This is a genomic window from Sphingomonas sp. Leaf230, assembly GCF_001421745.1.
In the GTDB taxonomy this organism is placed as follows: Bacteria; Pseudomonadota; Alphaproteobacteria; order Sphingomonadales; family Sphingomonadaceae; genus Sphingomonas.
In genome coordinates this window covers 17,102-38,947 of the sequence record NZ_LMKW01000002.1, presented here as the reverse complement: position 1 = coordinate 38,947, position 21,846 = coordinate 17,102, and the positions used below count along the sequence as shown (strand labels likewise).

Genomic DNA, 21,846 nt, shown 5'->3' with positions numbered 1-21,846 from the left:
GCTTAGAGCATATCGGCCTTGCTAGGGCCAAGGCCGCCGCCGCGGTGCACGATCGCCGCGCTGAGCAGGCTGTTCGCGATGTTCCGGGCGCGCTCGATCACATGATCCCGTGCCGCATCCGTGCCGATTTCGCCCAACGTCTCCTCGAAAAGCGTGAGCCAGCGAGCGAAGTCGGCACGGCTGAGATCGGGAATGACGACATGCTTGAGCATCGGATTTCCCGCGAACTCGCCCGAGCTGAACAGCACCGAACGCCAGAAGTGGTTCATCTGTACGAGATGCGGCGTCCAGTCGGCCACGTGCGCGGCAAAGATCGGTCCCAGGACGTCGTCTTGCCGCACCTTGGCGTAGAACCGCTCGATCATTCGCGCCACGAAGGCCTCGTCGATACCGAGCGCCTCCGCATGTCGCCGCTTCGCGTCCCGTGCGGCCGTTGCATGCTGGGTCGCCGTCATGACTGGGTTTCCTTAAACGCGCCCGCACCGAACGACACGGTAATCGCGGGGTCGTACCGACGCAGCTTCAACATTGGCGATCTTCCATTGCACCACGGGCGAGCGGCCGCGAATTATTGCCGCTCGCCGAACGATACCGGGTACGCCTCGGTACGGATCGCGAGCATCGGGTCGGCGGCGGCGATTCCGTCCGGCATCCTCCCCGGAAGGAATGTCAGCCCACGGTCGGCTTCGGCGGTGTTCGCAGCCAGCACCGCGATCGTGATCGTGCCCAGCTTTACCAGTTTCCGGCTCGGCGGCCACGCGATCGACGGATCGTCGAGCAGGTCCCCAGGCTCGCCGAGCTGCGCGTACCAGTCGAAGCGGACCGGCCCGTCCGTTACGCGTTTGGCGATCTCAGGTTGCAGATAGTCAGGCGCCGGGCCCGCCCCGGTACCGAAATAATGCTCGCCCGCTGCGGGGACGAAGCGATAGCGCACCGATCGCGCACGCCCCTTGCGATCGGTGAAAGTCACCGCATTGACCCCGAAATATGCCGTCGTCGCGTAACTCAGCGGCGCCGGGTGCTGGGTCGTCAGGAACGTCTTGGCATCTGGATGTGTGGCAAGAAACCCGTCGAGCGGCGTCGGTGCGGCAACCCCCGGACCACTCGTGCCGATCGCACGCAACAGCGCGCCGAACTCCGTGGCGGTCCGGGTCGGGAACCCGTCGAAATTGTGCGTGACGATGTCGAGTGAAGGGGTGGCAGGCGACCCGAACTTTATCGCCATGCCCCGCGGGTTGGCGGCGGGGTCATTGTCGGCAATGTCTGGAAAACCGGTAAAGTTCGAAAAGCGCACGATGACCGGCGTAGCATGCTCGAACAAAGGCGCCCGGCTCAGCGATCGCGCGGCTTTGGTGGGCTCGAACCGCCCCTCAAGAATAATACCCTTGGCGTGCACGGCGCGCGCGTGATGCTCGCCAAACGCGGTATGAAGATCCTCGACCAGGTCTCGCCCCGTTTCGACAGGCTTATCCTGTGCGTTCGCGGTCGCGGTGAGCAATAGCGCCGTTGAAGCAGCCGAACGCAGGGTGTTGCTGAGTGCTCTGGTGCAAAAGGAGCGTGATCGCGACGCCGCCAGGGTTTGGCCATTGACCTTCGACATGAGCAAATTCCCCCTCGCCTTAAATCGGCGATGAGCCCTGAGTAGACTGCGTTTCCAAAACCGACAGGCCCAAGAACCTGCAAAACGACCGTACCATCGCCGATCGACGGCATGACCACTTGTGGACATTCGCATGTGACTGTCCGCCATCTGATTACGGACGTTCGTTAATCACATCTCCGCAGCACGCCCGGTTCCGTTCGACGAGCGGGAAAAGGCTCTACCGCGAAGATCCTTTGCCCAATCATAGACAGACTGCGGAATGTGGACGACCGCCTGGCATTCTGGATATGCGGGTGTTTAGCGATCGTGATGATCTGTTTTATTCAAGCCATCCTGCGAGGTCGCACCGCAGTCATTCCACTCCCGGCCGCGCGCCTTCCGCAAGATAATTACCGTGGCGGGCGAGCCTCACCCTCTTCGACCATCCGCCGAATATCCGCGCCCGCCTTGCGCATCGTATCCTCGGCGCCATGTGCCGCGGCCAGGAAATCCTCCTGAGACGCCACGGTGTAGTTGCACCCGACCAGCAGCATTTTCGGATCCGGCGACGGCGGCCCCTTCGCGATCTTCGCCGCCGGATCGCCGCCGAAGGCATCGACAAACACTTTCGCCATCGCATCACCGGTCGGCGCGAACCCGCCGATCATCGGCCCGCTCTCGGGATCGACGAAGCGGTAATATTGTTCCGTCATCGCGATCGGCGCACGCGTCATCTTCTGGGCAGCAATAACCCGCTCGGCACTTGCGCGGGGCAGCAGCGCGACGACCCAGTCGCTCAAAAAATAAACGTGGTCGACCGGCTCCCCGAACACAGAGACATTTCCCTCGACCGCGAAGCCATACAACCCGATCATACCGTCGAGCGCCTTGGGCAGTTTACTCGGGCGCATCCACGCCGGCGGGCGATTCTGCAGGAAAAGCAGCTCGGCGAAGGTTCCGAGCGCGTCGCGCGACTGACAGGACAGCACCTGCGTCAGCGAAGCCGGCGTCGGCACCGCCTCATCCTCGGCTTGGGCCACGGATGACGATGCCGCCAACGCGCTGGCGACCACGGCGGCGATCATCGCTCGTACTGGAATACGCCTGAGAGCAGAGCGCGTCGGCAACGTGGTCGTGCAGTGGTGGCGATAACCCATGCTCGGGGTATTACCCCGCCATCAAGCAGGATCAACTCTAGCGTTTACGGATGCCGCTCGTACCGGCCCTTACCCGCGCCGTTCAGGAGCAGCGCACCATGGTCGATCCGCAGCCGCAATTGCCGGAAGGCCGGTTCTGCACCAGCGCTCGGTCCGGCCTCCAGCAGCACCGCTTCGCCATCGATCCGCCACTTGCCCTCCGTCGCCTGATCCGCGGCGCCATAGCTCATGAACCAGGCGAAGCTTCCATCGGGACGTAGCACCAGCTCCGATCCCGTCTCCATCACACCTGTCAGGTAGTAATGACCGGTGAGCCCGCGGCTAGTGCCGGGTTCAACCGCTGATGCGTCCTGGGCGTAGCGGGCGTTGCACAGCAGCTCGCGCATGTCGTGCGACGACATGTACAGGAACGATGTCATCGGATCGCCTGCGTCGGCATTCTTGTGGACATAACGTCGGCCACCACTGAACACGAATGTCATGAAGCCACCGTCGTCTGTTGCGAATTCCGTGATTGCTCCCCGATCGTGCGGCGCCTGATACGTCATCGCCACCAAGTCGAAGCTGTAGCTTTCCTTGGCCTCGTCGCCGCGCCGCTCGCAAGCCTTTGCTTCCGCGCATGCCCAGGTCTTGACCGCCGTACATTGCAGATCGATGGGCGAACGTGTCGCGGCATGCGCCCCGGGGGTGACGAGCAATCCCATGGCCGCTACCGCCGATCCAACTCGCTTGAACACGATCCATCCTTTGGCCGACTCTTCGGGGCGCCGCGTAGCACGACGCCTCCGATCGAAAAAATTCAGGCCTCCGAAGGCACGCCGCGACGCGCCTTAGGCGGCGCGTGACGGCCCCGATTGCAGCTCACTCGACATGGCAATTTGCCGTCGCCGTCGGCGTGGAGATGCCTTAACGCGGTGCCTCACGCCCACCCAATGGTTCGGTCTTCCCATGCATCGACTTCATGCTCTAGCCGCCGCGTTCTGCGCTTTGATGCTGCCGACGAGCGCTTCGGCTGCGCCGGAAACAGTGTTCGAAGGGGTGGCCGGTACCGCGCGCATCGTCGTCGCGATGACGGAGGACAAGGGCGAGGTCGATGGTCACTATTTCTACCAGACGTCGCGGCTCGACATCGATCTGTCCGGCACGGCGACGGGAACGGAACTGACGCTGGAGTCGCGAACGACCGGCGATCACCTGCTCCTGAAGCGAATTGGACCGAAGCTTGTCGGCACGCTGACGACTGCGAAGGCCAAACGCCTGGCCGTAAGCCTACATCCTGCAGCCGGTCCGGCCGGACTTCCGGCCGACCTGCCGGCCAAACTCAGCGTTTATGAGCGTTGGCATCTTGCTGGTCTTCACCTCACCCCGCAGCAGGCCGAGACGATCAACGGCAAGAGGATCCGGTGGTATCGGGAACCGCTTTCCGGCATCCGGCTGTTCCGGATTGAAGGCGGCTATTCCACGGCTGCGGTGGCGGAGGTCAACCACGCGCTTGCCCGCAACCAATGGCAGAATGTTTCCGCTTGGTTCGCGTGCACCGGATCGGACGGACAGCCCGGCACCGATGTTGCGGCGGCGGACAAGCCCTGGCTCGGGGTGAACCATATGAGTTATGTCTGGACGAGTAGCTGGAGCTGTGCAGGTACCGCACACCCGGACTTCGGCACCGAGGGCCATAGCTACGACATGGCTACCGGCGGGGAATTGATACTGGATGCGGCGCTCCCCTTCGGATCGGAACCGGTTCCGGCGGAAGATAGCGATGCGTGGTACACATATCGCAGCAACCGCTTCGCGCCGGGCGTCGTCGCGTTGCTGAAGCGCTTTCATCCCGAAGAGATGGCGCCGCCGAGCAAGGGTGACGACGACGCATGCGATTATTCCGACCGCGAAGTCTGGGATTTTCCGGCATGGGCGCTTTCCGAAAAGGGCCTTTGGCTGGGCGCCTATTTTCCAAGAGCGCAGCGCCCGTGCGACGCGCCGGATTGGGCGGTCATCCCGTGGTCGTCGCTGGGTCTTCCACGCGCTACTCGACCGTAGCCGTATCCTACGGATGCGCGTTGCAAAGCCCGACCCCTTCGGGCAGCGGATCGGCGCTCAGATATCCAAGACCGGAGGCCCATGATGTTAGCGATCTTTGCTTTTGCGTTAGCCGTTGCAGTGCCCGATGCTGGCCAATGCCCTGGATCGTCGACGCAAGAAATCGACGCTTGCCTCGCAGGTCGTTTTGACAAGGCCGATGCCGAGCTAAACCGCTATTACAAGGCCGCGATAAAGCGCCTTCGAGAAGAGCGTGAACTCGCATCGGAACAGAGGCTCGTTCAGGCCGAGCGTTCATGGGTGGCCTATCGAACATCCGAATGCGGCGCCGTCTATGAAAACTGGATCGGTGGCAGCATTCGAGGGAGCATGGCGTTGAATTGCCAGATCCGGCTTACAAGGATGCGGACATACACCATCTGGCTCCACTGGCTGACCTATATGGACAGCACGCCGCCGTTACTTCCACGGCCTGACATCGAAAGCGTTCTCGCACCGGCTTAGGAGACCTGAATGCAGGAATTTCGTACCGCGCTCGCCGGTCGCATGACGGCCACCATTCTTGCCAGCGCGTTGGCGCTTGGCCCTTTGCAGGCGCAGGAGCTGCCGACCGACCAACAGCTACAGACCGCGTTCGGCTCGGTCTACAATCACCTAGGCCTGATGGAATATTGCATGGGCAAGGGGTTCGCCACTGCCGTTGATGTCGCCAATACGCGCAAGTCGGTCGTCGCGACGATCGCAGGCATGACCGTGACCCCCGCGGCGTTTGCTCAGCAAGCCGTCGGTCGACGTGGCGACATTGTCGGGCCGCAGGTGATCGGCCTGATTGACTCGAGCAACCCCGCCCGCCCCGAAGAGGTTCGCGAAGGACAGACCATGTCGCTGGCGGACAATGCCCGCGCGCAGAAGTCGTCCGAACGCACGCTCTGCAGGCAGATGGCGGAACAGGCTTCGGCCGTGGCGGAGGCGGCATCGAGCGCGGCGTCCGATCAATAACGCCGAGTGAGGGGCCAGTGTCCCGCGATCAGCTGGGGCCGCCATCCAAATCACCGACGCATTGCACGTCGGGCTCCGCTTTCGCCATGCGTCGCAAGTCCCTCGTCCGCGCAACGATGCCCGGAAAAATCGCGTCGGGGGTGGCCGTGTAGGTCCGGAGAAGTTGCAAGGCCCAGGCATAATGCCGCGCGCCGACTTCGCAGCTGTTACTGCCGCCATCGCCCTCGCCCCATATTTTGCGCCATCCAGCTTGGCCGTCGCGCTTCAGGATAGCCTGGAAGGTGCCGACTGGCCCTGCGCCGCGAACATAGGCAATCGCACCCGGGCCAGCCGAAAGGACGCGAAACGCGCGGAAGGTGAAACGCGATTGCGCGCTATCGTCGCCAGCGTGGAGCGTCTTGACGATCGCGGTGCGTTCCGGGCTTCCGGGAGCGGGCGTATGGACCGCGGGCGGCGCAGCCAGCGCCGCCGTCGCCAACGCGAGCAGTGTCGCGACGCCCGATGAGGAGTAACCTGTCATATCAACTGAGCAATGCGATAGATTAGCTGATCGCGCCAGTTAGCCGCTCCGTCGATACGGAGGCCCCGCCAAACCAGCCGTGCTGCGCTAATTGCACAGGCGGCTGACGGCTGGACGGACCCAGTTGCGGACGTTCAGACGCCCTTCCCGCATCCCAACTCCACCCATTCGTTCATTTGGTTGGACTGCAGCGCTCGGCGGACGATCAGCTGCCTGGACGGCTTGAAAGGCGAGAATAGCATTCGGTCCGGTTCGACCGGATCAACGCCGAACTGCTTAACGCCATCAAGACCTGATCCGCGCTGCCGATGGCGAACGGTATCGACACACCGGCACCGAGCGAGCATCGTCTCGGCCAGTATGCAAATCGACAGCAAAGACCCGGCAATGCCCGGCATGCCCCGCGCCGAGCTATCTCGTTGCCGATGGGCGCAGGGCGACCCTTTGCTTGCGGCGTATCACGACGACGAATGGGGCGTGCCCGAACGCGACCCGCGCGCGCTGTGGGAAAAGCTGATGCTCGACGGATTTCAGGCCGGGCTGGCCTGGATCACGATCCTGCGCAAACGCGACGCATTCCGAGCCGCTTTCGCGGGCTTCGATCCGGACACCGTCGCGCGGTTCGGAGAGACGGACATCGCGACGATGCTCGGCAACGCCGGTATCGTCCGCTCACGCGCCAAGATCGCGGCGACGATCGGCAATGCCCGCGCCTATCTCGCGATGCGCGACGCCGGCGAGGATTTCGCCGGCTTCGTCTGGAGTTTCGTCGATGGTGCACCGGTAATCGGCGACGGTGCGAAGGCGCTGACCCGCTCGCCTGCCTCCGAAGCCTTATCCGTGGCGCTCAAGCAGCGCGGGTTCAAGTTCGTCGGCCCCGTCATCGTCTACGCCTGGATGCAGGCCTGCGGCCTGGTCGACGACCACGAAACATGCTGTTTCCGTCGAACCGAACCATGAGGGCGCCCCCGCCCGGGTCTGGTGACCACCCTTATGCAGGGGCCGCACGGACCACAGCTGTTCGCTATCCTGGCTGGACGATCGCCGCGACGATGCTGGCCTCAAGCCTCGCCTTTATCGACGGCTCGGTGACCAACGTCGCGCTTCCCGCGATCGGCAAGGATCTTGGTGGCGGTGCGTCGGACCTTCCCTGGATCATCAACGCGTATCTGCTGCCGCTCTCGGCGCTGCTTCTGCTGGGTGGCGCAGCGGGCGATCATTACGGCCGCCGGCGGATGCTGGTGTTCGGCACAGTCCTGTTCGCACTTGCGTCGATCGGCTGCGCACTGGCGCCGACGCTTTCGATCCTGCTGGCAGCGCGCGGAGTGCAGGGCATCGGCGCCGCGATCCTGATGCCTAACAGCCTGGGGATCCTCGGCAGTTCGTTCGAAGGCGAAGCAAGGGGGCGAGCGGTCGGGACATGGGCCGCAGCCGGCGCGATCGCCAGCGCCATCGGTCCACCGCTTGGCGGCTGGCTGGTCGACACGCTGGGCTGGCGGACGATCTTCTACCTTAATCTGCCTGTCGCGGTGGCAGCGATCGTGGTCGCTCTGCGCTATGTCGAGGAGGGCGATCCCGGCGAGCAACCACTCGATTGGCTCGGCGCGATCTTGGTAACCGCCGCGCTCGGCATCCTGACATGGGCGCTGACCCTGTGGTCGAGCGGTCATGTCCTGTCGCCGAAAATCGGTGCGGGCCTGGGCATCGGCATCGTCCTGCTGGTCGCGTTCGTCGGCCAAGAGCACCGTTTACGCGACCGCGCGATGATGCCGCTGACGCTGTTCGCGTCACGCCCGTTCGTCGGGCTGACCTTGCTGACGCTGCTGCTATACGGCGCGCTGGGCGGGTTGCTGGTATTGCTGCCGTATCTGTTGATCGTCGGCGGCGGATATACGCCGACGCAAGCGGGTTTCGCGTTGCTCCCCTTTTCGATCGTGATCGGCACCGCGTCGCGCTTTGCCGGACGGTTTAGCGAGCGGATCGGCCCGCGCTGGCCGCTGACGATTGGGCCGATCGTTACCGGTGTCGGTTTCGCGTTGATGGCGACCGTCGACCCGGGGGCCGGCTATTGGAGCAACGTGCTGCCCGGTCTGGTGGTGATAGCGCTCGGGATGGCCGGCGCGGTCGCTCCGCTCACGACGGCAGTTCTTTCGTCCGTCGACGATCACCACACCGGCACCGCATCGGGGTTCAACAGCGCGATCGCACGAACCGGCGGCTTGATCGCGACGGCGCTGGCCGGCGCCGTTGTCGGCGCATCGGTCGTACAGTTGGCCCAGGCGTTCCACGCCGCCGCCCTACTGGCGGCATTTTCAGCTGTGACCGCAGGCATCATTGCATTTGTGACACTCGGTCGAGAGCATGGCAGGCGATAGCCTTACGTCTGGATCCATACCCGGACATTCGCGCCCCCTTCCCACCTCCCGACTTCAGCCGTTCGTTCATCTCCGCGATCAAATTTACAAACCTCAAACCCCTGCCCGGAATGTCTTCAATTAAACGAGGCGCGGTTACATATCATGCGGATGCCATCTACCGGCTGAAGCGCAGCGTCAGCAACGCCGTCCGGGGGTCGGGAAAATTCCGGTACCATGCACCGATCGACGGGTTGTAGACCGACGCGACCTGCTTGCTCGTGTTCAGCACGTTGCGGACCGACAGTGCGACGTCGACATGCGGGTTCGGGGTATTCCACGTGATCGTACCGTTCACATAGGCTTGCCCAGGCGAGCGGTCCTGCGGCCGGTTGAGCGCAGAGACGTAATAGGACGACTGGTAATTCGCGTCCGCGGCCAGCCTTAGCGAGCCAGCGGCCGCCAAGGGCAGCTCATAGCTCGCACCACCGGTGACGGTCCATTTCGGCGCATTGGTCAGGCGGTTGCCATCGGCATTCACCCCGGCCCCACCGGCGCCCTTATAGTCGTCGAACGTCGCGTGGAGATACCCGCCTGCCAGTTGCACGCTGAAACGGTCGGTCAGGGTGGCGCTGTTCTCGATCTCGATGCCCCAGCTGTGCGCCTTGCCCGCATTGCCACGCCGCGATCCCTGATAGACCGGGTCGAAGAACGACACCTGCAAGTCCTGATAGTCGTTGTAAAACACCGCGATGTTCGAGCGCAGCGCGCGGTCGAACAGCGTCGCCTTCAGCCCGGTTTCGTAGGTGCTGACCTTCTCCGGCGCGAACGGCAACGTGGCGAGATCGAGCCGCGTGGCACGGTTATCGTACCCGCCCGATTTGAAGCCTTGCGAATAGCTGGCATATTGCAGAAGCGTCGAGTTCCATTGCGCCTGAACCGAGGCTTTCGGGGTCAACGCACGCCACGTCTCGTCCGCTTCTCCCGCAATCGACTGCGCGGTGGGCACGCGTGCGAGGTTGATGACCTTGTTGTCGAACACGAAATCCTTGTGCTCGATCGTCCCACGAAGCCCGCCGGTGACGCTGAACACCGATCCGACCCGATACGTCGCCTCGCCAAAGATCGCGTAGGCATCGGTGGTCGTGATGTTGTGCGCGCGCAGCCCAGATACGGCAGCTGTCGGCGACGTACCGAGGCGCGTGAACCCGTCGCGTTCAACGAAGAATCGCTCGTGCAGATAGAACAGCCCGCCGGTAAAGGTCAGTGCGCCGTAATCGCCATTCAACTGCACTTCCTGCGTCACGTAGCGATCATTGTAATGGATCAGGTTCTTCTGAATCAGCGCGGACTGGCCGTCATTGTCGTACGAGACCGGATCGAGGTTGAACCCGCCGACCGCGGTGATCGACTTCAGGCTGAGATGCTCGCCGAGCGCATATTTGATGCGGAGCGACCCCGAACGACCATCAAGATCCTGAAGCGGCTCGACCTCGGAATAGGACGTGCGCTTGTCGAATACGACACCCGGCTGGTTGACCGGGATATAGCTGCGCGAGTCGGATCGGTCGCGGACGAGGTTGGCCGTCAACAACACGTCGAAATCGGCGTTGGGCGTCCAGCGGAGCTTGCCCCTGAACGAGTCCACGTCGATCCGGTTGACGTCGTGGCCGAGCGTAGGATTCTTCGTAACGCCGTCGCGGCTGTGGTGGATATACGAGAAGCTGGCAGCCAGCGTATCGCTTAGCGGGCCGCTGACCAGCGCGCGCGCGTCGACCTCGTTCTTGCTGCCATAGCCGATCGCGGCCTTCAGATGCGTTTCCTGGTCCGGATCGCGGGTTATGATCCGCAGCGCGCCCGCACTCGAATTGCGGCCGTAAAGCGTGCCCTGCGGCCCACGCAGAAGCTCGATCCGTTCGAGATCATTGAACTCGACCATCGAACCGATCTGCCGCGGGATATAGACGTCGTCGACATAGACCGCGAGCACCGGCTCCTGGATCGGATCGCTCTCGCCGACGCCGCGCAACGAAAAGGTCTGCGTGGTGTGGCTGATCGAGGTGCGCGGCACGAACAGATTGGGCACCTGCCCAGCCAGATCGCGCACGTCGCGGATGTCGCGATCCTGCGCGAGCTGCCCGCCGAACACGGAGATCGCGATCGGCGTCTTCTGCAGGTCCGTCGAACGGCGCTCGGCGGTGACGATGATCTCGCCGCGATCCGAGGTCTCGGTCTTGTCGGACGTATCGACCGGGTCCGTGTTCGACGGACCGCCCGTCGTCTGCGCGCTCGCGGACCATGCCAACCCAAAAGTCATGGTTGCGACGGATATCTTCAGCAAACGCCGTGTAGTACGACCCATCAATGCGACCCCTTATTATGTCGCTGAACTATGGAGTCGATCCGGTATTCGCACGAGTTGCTTTAGGTATCCGGTCCCAAACTACCGATTGTTCGTGGATACACATATGTATCATTGCCTGTTCTTCAGTATATCTTCCCGATCCGTGCATTGAGTGCGGCCGACCAGAGCGGACGGACATCCACCTTCGCCGGAATCACCTTTGCCGTCGCGAACCGGTCCGCAACCTGTTGCTGCGAGGCGATCGCCCCATCGGTGACGGGCACTATGCGGGGATCGGAACTGCGCTCTCGAAACTGCTGGAGCCAGATCGCTTCGGGAACCCCGGTATCCTTGGCGAGTGCTATCGCCCAGGCCGCGGGGTTGGCCACCGACCATGCGAAGGTCCGCGCGATCTTGGCGAGATAGTCGCCGATGGCTTCGACGCGGAGCGGATCGGCGAGCGCGGCGGTCGACGCCGCGACGACGTAATTGCCCGACAACCTCCCCTTGCCGGTGGCGAGCACGCGCGCGCCGGTCGACCGGGCGAGACTGCCCTGCACGCCGTAGATAACCCATGCGTCGAGCCGCCCCTGCTGGAACGCGGTCAGTCCGTCCGATGGCGACAGCGCAATCGGCACGACGTCGGCGAACGTGAGGCCTGCCTCGTCGAGCAGGCGCAGCAGGATGTAATGCGAGGTGGTCGCGCGAACATAGCCGACGCGCTTGCCGCGCAAACCCGCCGCATCGTGGATGGTCGAACCGCCCGGCACCAGCACCACCTGATTGTTCACGTCGTACTGCTGCACCGCGATCAGCCGGAACAGCGGGTCCGCAGCGGCGGCGAAGATCGGCGGTATCTCGCTCATCCCGCCGAAGTCGATCGCGCCGGCGTTGATCGCCTCGACGATCTGGTTGCCGCCCGCGAACAGCGCCTTGCTCACCGTATAGGGCGGCGCGGCTTCGCCGGCCTGCGCGAAGAACGAGTCGATCTGCCCCTTGTAGGTGGCGACGCGGAGCGTGACGTCCTTCAGCGCGACCGGTTTGGAACCCCCGCGTCCGCACGCCGACAAGGCCAGCGCGCCCCCGATCACCGCGCGGCGGGAAACCAGCGCGCTCAATCGAGCAGGTCCGGCTCTTGCGAGACGATCACATCCCAATAGGGCTGGAACGCCCACAACGCGCCAACCTCCGTGCCGACCTGCGACGCGGTGTGCCGCGCGACGGCCTCGCACATTGGCTTGGTCGTGCCAGCCGCCTCGGCGAGCAACTGCGCCTGGCACGCATTCTCCATCGCGAGATAGCGCCAGACCGCCGCCTCGACCGAATGACCGACCGTCAGGATGCCGTGGTTCTGGAGGATCACCGCCTTCCGATGACCAAGCGCGTGCGCAATCTTCTGGCCCTCGCTCGCGTCGAGCACGACGCCGCTATATTCCTCGAACAGCGCGTGATCGTCGTAGAAGGCCGCTGAATCCTGTGTGAGCGGATCGAGCAGTCGACCGAGCGACGACCATGCCTTGCCGTACAAGGAATGCGAATGCGCCGCCGCGATCACGTCGGGCCGGGCCTTGTGCAGCTCCGAATGGATCGCGAACGCCGCACGGTTTAGCCGAGCGGGTACGCCCGTGGGCGGCTCGACGACCACGCCTTCGTGACTGACGAGCATCAGGTGCGACACCTTGATCCGTCCGAAATGCACGCCGAACGGGTTGACCCAGAAATGATCGGGCCATTCGGGATCGCGCACCGTGATGTGCCCCGCCCCGCCCATGTCGTAGCCGTTGCGCCCGAACAGCCGGTACGCAGCCGCCAAGCGCTGTTTGCGATACAGCCGCTCGACCGCGGGATCGGCGTGGACCGGGATCACCGACGACCCGAACTCAGGCAACAGCGCCTCGACGATCGCAGTCTCGTTCGGCTCCTTGCGTCGCAGGGGAAGCGGGTCCGTCATCGTCTGTCTCCTCAATAGCCACGGGCGCGATCCACCACGCCGTCGAGCGGTTGCCCGCGGCGGAAGCGATCGAGATTGGCGGCGAAACTCAGCGAAAGGTTGCGGCGCGTCTCGGTCGTGTGGACGCTGGTATGCGGCGACAGGCGGACGTGGGGGTGCGTGTAGAAGCGGTGCCCGGCGGTCAGCGGCTCCGGGTATGTAACGTCGAGCGTCGCGTGCGCGACCCGCCCTTCGTCCAGCGCGGCGAGCAACGCATCATCGTCGATCAGGATGCCGCGCGCGATGTTGATCAGGTGCAGGTTCGGCTTGGCCAGCGACAGGAGTTTCGCGTCGACCATCCGCTCGGTCTGCGCGGTCGCGGGCGCGGCGAGGACGACGTGGTCGGCCTGCGCGAAGATCGTCGCGGGATCGGCACGCTCGACATCCGCTGCGAGCGGCAGGTCCGAGCGACGCGTGGCGATCACCCGCATCCCCAGCGCCTGCGCGCGCGGGGCGAGCGCCTCGCCGATCGCCCCGAACCCGATCAGCCCGAGCGTAGTGCCGGCGACGGTCGCGAGCGGCTTGGCGACCCAGTCTTTCCGATCGCGGATCCAGATGTCGGGGAGATGTTTCGCCTCGGCCAGGATCGCCGCGAGCGCGAACTCCGCCAGCGCGATCGCCGACGCCCCGCGCGCGGTGGTGACGACCGGTCCTTCGAACAGCCAATCCGGATAGAAATCGATGCCCACCGAGACGAGCTGGATCCAGCGCAGATCGAACGGCCAGCCCTTGGGTCGCGCCGGGAACGCATCGCCCGGCCGTCGGAACGGTGCGGCGATCAGCACTTGCGGGCCATGCGCGAGCCCGGCCGATCCGGGCGCGATGCTGACGATCTCCGCCGCCTGCGTCGACGCTGCGAAGGCGTCGTTGAAGAGCGCCGGCAACTGGCTAACGACCTGGACTCGTGTCACGCCCCACGCTCCGCAAACGCCGCGCGACCGATGCTGCCCAGCACGACATCGCCCTGCGGCGTATGGATGCGGCCGCACAACACGTCGCGTAAGTGCCGCTCCAGCGGATTGTGTCGCGTAAGTCCTGCATTGCCAGTCACTGCGATCGCCTTCTCGACCGCGGCGATCGCGTTCTCGGTGACGAGGTGCTTGACCAGCCCCGCCTCCAGCCCGCTCGTTGCGCCGCTCGTGCCCGCATCAAGCAGCAGTCGGTTCTGCAACAACAATCCGTCGATCGTCCCGACCACCTCCTGGAACCGCGGCAAGGTCGACAACGACGCACCGAGATTGGTCGGCTTGCGATCGATCAGCCAGCCGACCAGCCAGTCGCGCGCATTCCGTGCGACGGCGTCATAGATCGCCGATGTCAGCACCGCCGACCAGTTGGCGAACGCGGCGGAATAGGGCGGCTGCTTGCCGACCGGCCTGGGTTCGAGCGCCTGATCGAACGGCACCAGTACATCCTCGAACACGACGTCGTGACTGGCACTCGCGCGCAGCCCGATATGATCCCAGCTCTCCTCGATCCGGATGCCCGGCGTATCGGCGCGCACCAGCCAGCCGCCGACCAGCGGCTCGGCATCGTCCGAACGCGCCCAGACCACCATCCACGTCAGCGCGGTCGAGCCGGTCGAGAATATCTTCCGTCCGTCGAGCCGCCAACCCTCGGCCGCGCGCCGCGCGATCGTGCCGGGAAGCCCGCCCCGCGCCGGCGTGCCCAGGTCCGGCTCCACTCGCAGCGCATTGATCAGCGCGCCATCGCGCAACGCCTCGCCGACGACACGCGTTTTCAGCGTCTCCGAGAAGCCGGACCGATCGTCGAGCCCGGCGTGAAACAGATACTGCATCGTCAGGACGAGCGCGGTCGCCGGTTCGCCGCGCGCGACCGACGAGATCACGCGCCGCGCCTCCGCCAGATCGCCGCCACCACCGCCGAGCCGACGCGGCGCGGTCAGCACGAGCAGGCCGTGACGGTGCAGCAGCGCGAAGTTCTCGACCGGCAACGTGCCGGCGCGGTCATGCTGTGCGGCGGTTGCAGCGAACGCGGCCGTCACCCCCGGCAGGATCGCATCCAAATCAAGCGTCGGCCCCTGCGGCGCAATCGAGAGGAGTTGCGCACTCATTGCAGGACCATGCCGGTCAGGTCGTCCAGCGGCTTCACGTGAAGACGATCGGTCGCGCACGGCGCAAGGCTGCCGTGCTGCGATCCGGGTCCGGAATTAGGATGTACCAAGGCTGCGCTCCTTCCCGCAGCAAGGAGCGCTTCATTTCCCATCGAATCAATGTAGATTGTCTGCTAACGCATATGAGCCTGGCTTCTAGGACTGATCATGGCCGTCAACATTCCCACCGACGTCGTGCGCAGCTTCGTCGCGATCGTCGATGCCGGCTCGATGCTCCGTGCCGCGGACCGCGTGTTCGTCAGCCAGTCCGCGCTCAGCCTGCAGATGAAACGCCTTGAGGAACTGCTCCAGGTCGCGCTGTTCCGGCGCGAAGGACGCAGGCTCGTCCTCTCGGTGCAGGGCGAACGGTTCCTGCCGCACGCGCGCGACCTGCTCGCGGTCAACGATCGTGCGCTGGCAGCACTTGGCGACGGCAGCCTCGCCGGCCCCGCACGGATCGGTTTCGTACAGGATTTCGCGGAGACGCTGTTGTCCGGCGTCCTGTCGGTGTTTGCATCCAGCAACCCCGACGCCTCGCTCGACGTTCGCGTCGCGGGGTCGGCCGAACTGCTCGATCTGCTCGCGACCGACCGCCTCGACATCGTCCTGTGCATCGGCGAGGACACCGACAAGGCCGCCGTCGCCACCGCCGACATGCACTGGCTCGGCAATCCGCGCCTGATGTCCGCAGCGATCCTGCCTCTGGCGGTGCTCCAGAAGCCATGCCGGTTTCGCGATGCCGCGATCGTCGCGCTGGAGGCGGCGGGCAGGCCCTACCGGATCGTCCTGGAGACGCCGAGCCTGTCAGCCCTGCGCGCGGCGGTGACCGGCGGGATCGGTATAACCTGTCGAACCGACGCCTTGATGGGGCTCGATCCGCAGATCCACGACGGGCTCCCCGCGCTGCCCCGCGTCGCCTATGTCCTGCGCATCAACGACACGCGTCATCCGGTACTCGACCGGCTCCACGACGTCGTCCTTCGTTCGATCGTCGAATCCGCCAGCGCGGATTGACGCTCTTCACGACCGCAAAGGCTTTCTTTCCCGGTCTGCTAACCTGCTGAGATCGATGCGGTTTTAGGCTCGTATTTGCATCGCTCATAAGGCTGGCAAGCTATTCTCTATTGAACCGATAGGAATTGAAGACGCATTGAAGGCGCTCTGGAAAACGAGCGTCCGAAAGGCTGTCCATGGCGAAGACGTCCCAACGATCCACCAGCCGATCATGGCAGAGCAGGCTCCAGCGTAGCCGCTGGGTATCGCCGATGGCGCTCATGCTGGCCTGGGAAGCGGCGTCCCGGATCGGCCTGATCCCCACCCGTACATTGGCGGCGCCTTCGCAGGTGTTGGGGACGCTGTGGGGCATGATCGTGTCGGGCGAATTGCCCGCCAACCTCGCCGTATCGCTCGGTCGTGCGGCGGCGGGCCTCGTGATCGGGGTCAGTCTCGGCATCGTCCTTGCACTGGTCGCCGGCCTCACCCGCGAGGGCGAGGCAGCGGTCGACTCGCCCGTGCAAATGCTGCGGACATTGCCCGCGCTCGCGTTGTCGCCGCTGTTCATCGTCTGGTTCGGGATCGGCGAGACCCCCAAGATCGCGCTGATCGCGTTCGCGACGCTGTTTCCCGTGTATCTCAACCTCTACAACGGCATCCGTGGAGTCGATGTCCGGCTTATCGACGCGGGGCGCAGCTTCGGCCTGTCGCGCGCGCAGATCGTCACCGACATCGTCCTGCCCGCCGCGTTGCCGCAACTGCTGGTCGGCCTGCGCTACGCCTTCTCCGTCGCCGTGCTGATCCTGGTCGTCGCCGAACAGATCAACGCCTCGGCAGGTCTCGGCTTCCTGATCAACAACGCGCGCGATTTCATGCGGACCGACATCATCGTCGTCTGCCTGCTCGTCTATGCCGGGCTCGGCCTCGCCGCCGACCAGTCCGTGCGCCTGATCGAAGACCGTGCGCTAGCGTGGCGCCCCAAGCTCGTGGAGGCCTGAACCATGACCATCTCGCACATCATTCCGATGCCGCAGCCGGTCCGACCCGTTGTCAAGCTCTCGCGCTTCTCGCGCAGCTTCGGCACGAACACCGTCCTCGACAATTTGCATCTCGAGATCGCGCAGGGCGAGTTCGTCGCGCTCCTCGGCCGCTCCGGATCGGGCAAGACCACGCTCCTGCGGACGCTCGCGGGACTCGATACCGCCGATGCGCAGGACGTGACGATCCCGACCTCTCGCGCCGTCGTATTCCAGGATGCGCGGTTGCTGCCGTGGAAGCGCGTGTGGCGCAATGTCGGGCTCGGACTGAAGGGCCCGGACGTGCGCGACCGTGGAGAGGCGGCGCTGCGTGAAGTCGGTCTCGGCCACCGGCTCGACGTCTGGCCGCTGACGCTGTCCGGCGGTGAGGCACAGCGTGTGGCGCTCGCCCGCGCGCTGGTTCGCGAACCAAAACTGCTGCTGCTCGACGAGCCGTTTGCAGCACTCGACGCGCTGACTCGCGTCAAGATGCATGGCCTCGTGATGGCGCTGTGGCGCGCGCACAAGCCCGCCGTGTTGCTCGTAACGCACGACGTCGACGAGGCGATCGCGCTGGCCGACCGGGTACTGGTGCTCGATGCCGGGCGGATCGTCGTCGAGGAACGCATCTCGGTCCCGCGCGGACAACGTACCGGGATCGCGACGGCGTTGCGCGAGCGGTTGCTGGGATCGCTGGGCGTCGAACGGGACGAGCCCCTGCCCTTCGTGAAGGCCGAATGATGGCGAGCCTCGTACAACACCGCCCACGCCTCGATCGTCTGCGCGATTTCGTCACCGGAATCGGCACGCTGCTCGACCGCACCCGCGACGAACGCTCGCTGCTCGAGGAAGGCAGCGCGGCGCTGGGCAGGCTGGTCGCGCACGACGACTGGCTGCCCGAAGCCTACGCCGCCCCAAACCCGGATCGTTACTCGCAATACCTCCTCCATTGCGACAGCCGCGAGCGGTTTTCCGTCGTCAGCTTCGTCTGGGGACCGGGACAGGCCACGCCGATCCACGATCACCGCGTCTGGGGCCTCGTCGGTGTGTTGCGCGGTGCCGAGCTATCCGAACGGTTCGCGCGCTACCCGGATGGTGGCTTGCACGCGGTCGGCGCGATCGAGCGGCTCGAAGCCGGCGAAGTCGAGGCCGTCTCGCCCTCGGTCGGCGACATCCACCGCGTATCGAACGCGTTCGACGACCGCGTATCGATCAGCATCCACCTTTACGGCAGCAATATCGGCGCGGTCGAACGCGCGATCTATGACGCGGCGGGCACCCCAAAGCGGTTCGTGTCGGGCTATGCCAACGCCGTGCTGCCGAACCTCTGGGACCGTTCGGGAGCCACCGCATGACCACCCCCACCGAGATCCGCACCGCGCTGCTGCTCGGGCATGAAATCGCGCTGCTCGACGTCCGTCACGAAGCCGCGTTCGCAACCGGACACCCGTTGTTCGCCGCCAATCTCGCCTTCGATCGCATCGACCTGGAAGCGACGATCCGCCTCCCGCGCAAGGACGTACCGATCGTCCTGTACGATGAGGGCGAAGGCTATGTGCCCGCCGCTGCCAAAGCGCTGACAGCGCTCGGCTACACCCAAATTACCACCCTCGAAGGCGGCCTTGGAGGCTGGCGGGCGGCAGGCTTCGAAGTGTTCGAGGACGTGAACTCCTACTCGAAGGCGTTCGGCGAACTGGTCGAGGCGCGCCGCCACACGCCGTGGCTCGCCGCCGAGGACGTCGCCGCGCTGATCGAGGAGAAGGCCGACATCGCGATCCTCGATGCGCGCCGGTTCGAGGAATATGCGACGATGAACATCCCCGGCTCGACCAGCGTGCCGGGCGCCGAACTCGTGCTGCGCGTCGCAGAGGCGGTGCCCGATCCCGACACGACGATCATCGTCAACTGCGCCGGCCGCACGCGCAGCATCATCGGCACGCAGTCGCTGATCAACGCCGGCATCCCCAACCGCGTCGTTGCATTGCGCAATGGCACGATCGGCTGGACGCTCGCCGGCCAGTCGCTGGCGCACGGCAGCGACCGCCCTGCGCCGGAAGTTCGACAAAGCGACGAGACCGCCGCCACCGCCCGCGCCGTCGCCTACCGCGCGGGTGTAAAACGCCTGACGCCCGCCGAGCTTGCGGTGCTCGAACGCGACACCAGCCGCACGCTCTACCGTTTCGACGTGCGCCGCCCCGACGAATATGTCGCCGGCCACATCGCCGGCTTCCGGTCCTATCCCGGCGGACAGCTGGTGCAGGAAACCGACATCGCCGCGCCGGTTCGCGGTGCGCGGATCGTCCTTGCCGACGATATCGGCGCCAGAGCCGACATGACCGCGTCGTGGCTCGCACAGCTCGGCTGGGAGGTGTTCGTGCTCGATGGCGGGTTCGCCAATGGCACTGGGGGCGACCTCGAAACCGGTCCCGGCCCGACCATCCCGCCGGGCGACCCCGCGCACCGGTACAAGCGCCCTTACGAAGGCACCGACAACGCCGCCGCGGCGATGCAGGCCTATCTCGACTGGGAATACGGCCTGGTCGACCAGCTCGCGCGCGACGGCACGCACGGCTTCTACGTCATCTAATTTCCTCGAATACCACAGGAGACACGTCATGCCCGTCAAGTTCATCGGCTATATCGGTTTTAACGACGCGTCCGAGATCCACGGCGTCGGCAAGGCGCGCGGGCTCGACAAGGCCTATGTCGAGGCTGCCGCGATCGCGCAGGAAAAGGGCGGCTTCGACCGCGTGCTGATCCCGTTCGGCTCCGACAGCCCCGAAAGCCAGATCGTCGCCGCCCACGCCGCCGCGATCACGACCAAGCTCGGTTTCCTGATCGCGCACCGCCCCGGTTTCACCCAGCCGACGCTCGCCGCGCGGCAATTGGCGACGCTCGACCAGCTCTCGGGCGGACGCGTCGCGGTCCACATCATCACCGGCGGCGCGGACAGCGAGATGGCGCGCGACGGCGATCATTCGGTGAAGGACGATCGCTACGCGCGCACCGACGAATATCTGGAGATCCTGAAGCAGGAATGGTCGTCGGCCACGCCGTTCGATCATGACGGGCGCTTCTACAACGTCCGCCAGGCGTTCAGCCAGATCAAGCCGACCAACCTGCCCGTGTTCTTCGGCGGATCGTCGCCCGCCGCGATCGACGTCGCCGGGCGCCATGCCGATGTCTACGCACTGTGGGGCGAGACGCAGGCGCAGGTGCGCGAGGCGGTCGGCACCATCCGCCACGCCGCCGCGCGCTATGGCCGCAGCCCCGGTTTCTCGCTCTCGCTGCGCCCGGTGATCGCCGACACCGAGGAAGCGGCATGGAAGAAAGCCGACCAGATCGTCGAAAAGGTCCGTGATCTGCGCGTGTCGGCCGGTGCCGCGACCAGCGGTCACGCCCCACCGAACGCCGGTTCGCAGCGGCTTCTCGATACCGCCAACCAGGGTTACCGCGTGGACAAACGCCTTTGGACGGGCGTGGCGGCGCTAGGCGGCGCACAGGGCAATTCGACCGGATTGGTCGGCACGCCGGAGCAGGTCGCCGACGCGATGCTCGATTATTACGACCTCGGCATCGACCATTTCCTGATCCGCGGCTTCGAACCGTTGCAGGACGCGATCGACTATGGCCGCGACCTGCTGCCGGTCGTCCACGAACTGATCGCCGCACGCGATGCCGAACGCGACCTCGTCGAGCCGCAGCGGGCGGTAGGCTGATGCCGAACTGGACGGACGACGAAGGGGTGGCTTCGGCGCCACCCCCGCCCAAGGAAGGCCTGAAGCGATGGTGGCCGTTACTGCTCGCGGCCGTGCTAGCGGCAGGCCTGTACGCGTGGCTGGGACGCGGCACCGCAAGCGGCGATGTATTGCACGTCGGCAGCCAGCGCGGCGGCACCAAGGCGCTGATGCTCGCATCTGGTGCGCTCGACAGCGCACCCTACCGTATCGAATGGTCCGAATTCCCCGCCGCGCAGAATTTGCTGGAGGCGATCGGCGCGGGCGCGGTGGATGTCGGGATGGTCGGCGACGCACCGTTCCAGTTCGCTTACCAGAGTGGCAGCCCGATCAAGGCGGTGGCCGTGCAATCCGCCACCTCGCGGCCGCGGGACAGCCTCGCGATCCTGGTGCCGGCGCGCTCGCGGATCGTCGATGCAGGCGGGCTACGCGGCAAGCGGGTCGCTACGACCCGCGGCTCGGTCGGCCACTACCTTCTTCTCCGCGCACTCGACGCGAAGGGGCTCAAGCCCACCGACGTGCTCCTCACCTTCCTTGCGCCCGGCGATGCCAAGGCGGCATTCGACACCGGCTCGATCGATGCCTGGTCGATCTGGTCGCCCTATAGCGGAGCGGCGTTGGCGCAGGGCGCTCGGGTCGTCGCGGATGGCGCCGATTATCTCAGCGGCTATGCCTTCGATGCTGCGAACGCGACCACTGCGGTCAGCAAGCAGGCGATCCTGAAGGACTTCCTGCAACGCGAAACCCGTGCGCTCGACTGGGCGCGCGCGCATCCCGATGCCTATGCCGCAGTGCTCGCTAGGGAAACCGGCCTGCCGCTGACGATCGCGCTGTTCCACGCCAAGCATCTGCCGATGGCGCGAGTACCAGTCGATGCGACGGTAAAGGCCGAGGAGCGTGACGTGGTGGCGCAGTTCCGCACTGCCGGCGCGCTGGCCGGCAATCGGCCGCTCGACGATGCGTATCTCCCGCTCGATCAGGGGACGAACAATGCGCGGTAA

At 65.2% G+C, this 21,846-nt stretch carries 22 protein-coding genes; 12 read left to right on the top strand and 10 right to left on the bottom strand.

Annotation, left to right across the window (positions count from 1 at the left end):
• Positions 1-2: 2 nt before the first annotated feature.
• From ASE82_RS05010 to ASE82_RS19250, 4 genes are all read right to left on the bottom strand, one after another.
• Positions 3-455, bottom strand: coding sequence for a group III truncated hemoglobin (locus ASE82_RS05010; RefSeq protein ID WP_056059767.1), 453 nt, complete (start codon positions 453-455; stop codon positions 3-5).
• Between the two features lie 113 nt (positions 456-568).
• Entirely contained in the window at positions 569-1,498 is a 930-nt protein-coding gene (locus tag ASE82_RS05005) for a catalase family peroxidase (protein ID WP_056059766.1), read from the bottom strand.
• Positions 1,499-1,992: 494 nt separating this feature from the next.
• Positions 1,993-2,739 (bottom strand): hypothetical protein, encoded by a 747-nt coding sequence (locus tag ASE82_RS05000; protein WP_156348768.1) that lies wholly within the window; start codon positions 2,737-2,739, stop codon positions 1,993-1,995.
• A 44-nt stretch (positions 2,740-2,783) separates the two neighbouring features.
• Positions 2,784-3,443, bottom strand: coding sequence for a hypothetical protein (locus tag ASE82_RS19250; RefSeq protein ID WP_056059761.1), 660 nt, complete (start codon positions 3,441-3,443; stop codon positions 2,784-2,786).
• A 286-nt stretch (positions 3,444-3,729) separates the two neighbouring features.
• Here ASE82_RS19250 and ASE82_RS04990 point away from each other — a divergent pair, with 286 nt between their 5' ends.
• From ASE82_RS04990 to ASE82_RS04980, 3 genes are all read left to right on the top strand, one after another.
• Entirely contained in the window at positions 3,730-4,779 is a 1,050-nt protein-coding gene (locus ASE82_RS04990; RefSeq protein WP_056059760.1) for a hypothetical protein, read from the top strand.
• Positions 4,780-4,863: 84 nt separating this feature from the next.
• Entirely contained in the window at positions 4,864-5,283 is a 420-nt protein-coding gene (locus ASE82_RS04985) for a lysozyme inhibitor LprI family protein (protein ID WP_162236690.1), read from the top strand.
• Positions 5,284-5,292: 9 nt separating this feature from the next.
• A complete protein-coding gene (locus tag ASE82_RS04980) occupies positions 5,293-5,778 on the top strand; it encodes a hypothetical protein (RefSeq protein ID WP_056059754.1) in 486 nt (161 codons plus the stop codon).
• Positions 5,779-5,806: 28 nt separating this feature from the next.
• On the opposite strand, the gene ASE82_RS04975 is transcribed toward ASE82_RS04980, so the two are convergent.
• Complete coding sequence (locus ASE82_RS04975) at positions 5,807-6,298, bottom strand: hypothetical protein (RefSeq protein WP_056059752.1); 492 nt, start codon at positions 6,296-6,298, stop codon at positions 5,807-5,809.
• Between the two features lie 387 nt (positions 6,299-6,685).
• Here ASE82_RS04975 and ASE82_RS04965 point away from each other — a divergent pair, with 387 nt between their 5' ends.
• Both ASE82_RS04965 and ASE82_RS04960 read left to right on the top strand, forming a co-directional pair.
• Positions 6,686-7,258 carry a DNA-3-methyladenine glycosylase I gene (locus ASE82_RS04965; RefSeq protein WP_235524591.1) on the top strand — a complete coding sequence of 191 codons (573 nt, stop codon included), beginning with the start codon at positions 6,686-6,688 and terminating at the stop codon, positions 7,256-7,258.
• Positions 7,259-7,350: 92 nt separating this feature from the next.
• Entirely contained in the window at positions 7,351-8,673 is a 1,323-nt protein-coding gene (locus tag ASE82_RS04960; protein ID WP_156348766.1) for an MFS transporter, read from the top strand.
• Between the two features lie 157 nt (positions 8,674-8,830).
• Here the strand turns inward: ASE82_RS04960 and ASE82_RS04955 are convergent, their stop codons facing one another.
• The 5 genes from ASE82_RS04955 to ASE82_RS04935 form a co-directional block, all read right to left on the bottom strand.
• Positions 8,831-10,969, bottom strand: a complete 2,139-nt coding sequence (locus ASE82_RS04955; protein ID WP_056059790.1) for a TonB-dependent receptor — start codon at positions 10,967-10,969, stop codon at positions 8,831-8,833.
• Positions 10,970-11,139: 170 nt separating this feature from the next.
• Positions 11,140-12,114 (bottom strand): ABC transporter substrate-binding protein, encoded by a 975-nt coding sequence (locus ASE82_RS04950; protein WP_056059747.1) that lies wholly within the window; start codon positions 12,112-12,114, stop codon positions 11,140-11,142.
• Positions 12,111-12,947, bottom strand: a complete 837-nt coding sequence (locus tag ASE82_RS04945; protein ID WP_056059746.1) for a class II aldolase/adducin family protein — start codon at positions 12,945-12,947, stop codon at positions 12,111-12,113. Before ASE82_RS04945 ends, ASE82_RS04950 begins: the two co-directional genes overlap by 4 nt.
• 11 nt (positions 12,948-12,958) lie before the next feature.
• On the bottom strand, positions 12,959-13,897 hold the full coding sequence (locus ASE82_RS04940) for an NAD(P)-dependent oxidoreductase (protein WP_056059744.1): 939 nt from the start codon (positions 13,895-13,897) through the stop codon (positions 12,959-12,961).
• Positions 13,894-15,060 (bottom strand): acyl-CoA dehydrogenase family protein, encoded by a 1,167-nt coding sequence (locus ASE82_RS04935; protein ID WP_056059742.1) that lies wholly within the window; start codon positions 15,058-15,060, stop codon positions 13,894-13,896. The genes ASE82_RS04940 and ASE82_RS04935 overlap by 4 nt, the downstream gene beginning before the upstream one ends.
• 207 nt (positions 15,061-15,267) lie before the next feature.
• Here ASE82_RS04935 and ASE82_RS04930 point away from each other — a divergent pair, with 207 nt between their 5' ends.
• The 7 genes from ASE82_RS04930 to ASE82_RS04900 all read left to right on the top strand — a co-directional run bounded on the left by ASE82_RS04930 (position 15,268) and on the right by ASE82_RS04900 (position 21,846).
• Positions 15,268-16,113 (top strand): LysR substrate-binding domain-containing protein, encoded by an 846-nt coding sequence (locus tag ASE82_RS04930; RefSeq protein ID WP_056059740.1) that lies wholly within the window; start codon positions 15,268-15,270, stop codon positions 16,111-16,113.
• Between the two features lie 176 nt (positions 16,114-16,289).
• A complete protein-coding gene (locus ASE82_RS04925; RefSeq protein ID WP_056059738.1) occupies positions 16,290-17,090 on the top strand; it encodes an ABC transporter permease in 801 nt (266 codons plus the stop codon).
• Positions 17,091-17,093: 3 nt separating this feature from the next.
• Entirely contained in the window at positions 17,094-17,849 is a 756-nt protein-coding gene (locus tag ASE82_RS04920; RefSeq protein ID WP_056059736.1) for an ABC transporter ATP-binding protein, read from the top strand.
• Complete coding sequence (locus ASE82_RS04915; protein ID WP_156348765.1) at positions 17,849-18,463, top strand: cysteine dioxygenase; 615 nt, start codon at positions 17,849-17,851, stop codon at positions 18,461-18,463. Before ASE82_RS04920 ends, ASE82_RS04915 begins: the two co-directional genes overlap by 1 nt.
• Entirely contained in the window at positions 18,460-19,695 is a 1,236-nt protein-coding gene (locus tag ASE82_RS04910) for a rhodanese-like domain-containing protein (RefSeq protein ID WP_056059732.1), read from the top strand. The genes ASE82_RS04915 and ASE82_RS04910 overlap by 4 nt, the downstream gene beginning before the upstream one ends.
• A 28-nt stretch (positions 19,696-19,723) precedes the next feature.
• A complete protein-coding gene (locus ASE82_RS04905) occupies positions 19,724-20,827 on the top strand; it encodes an LLM class flavin-dependent oxidoreductase (RefSeq protein ID WP_056059730.1) in 1,104 nt (367 codons plus the stop codon).
• Positions 20,827-21,846, top strand: coding sequence for an ABC transporter substrate-binding protein (locus ASE82_RS04900; protein WP_082441241.1), 1,020 nt, complete (start codon positions 20,827-20,829; stop codon positions 21,844-21,846). The genes ASE82_RS04905 and ASE82_RS04900 overlap by 1 nt, the downstream gene beginning before the upstream one ends.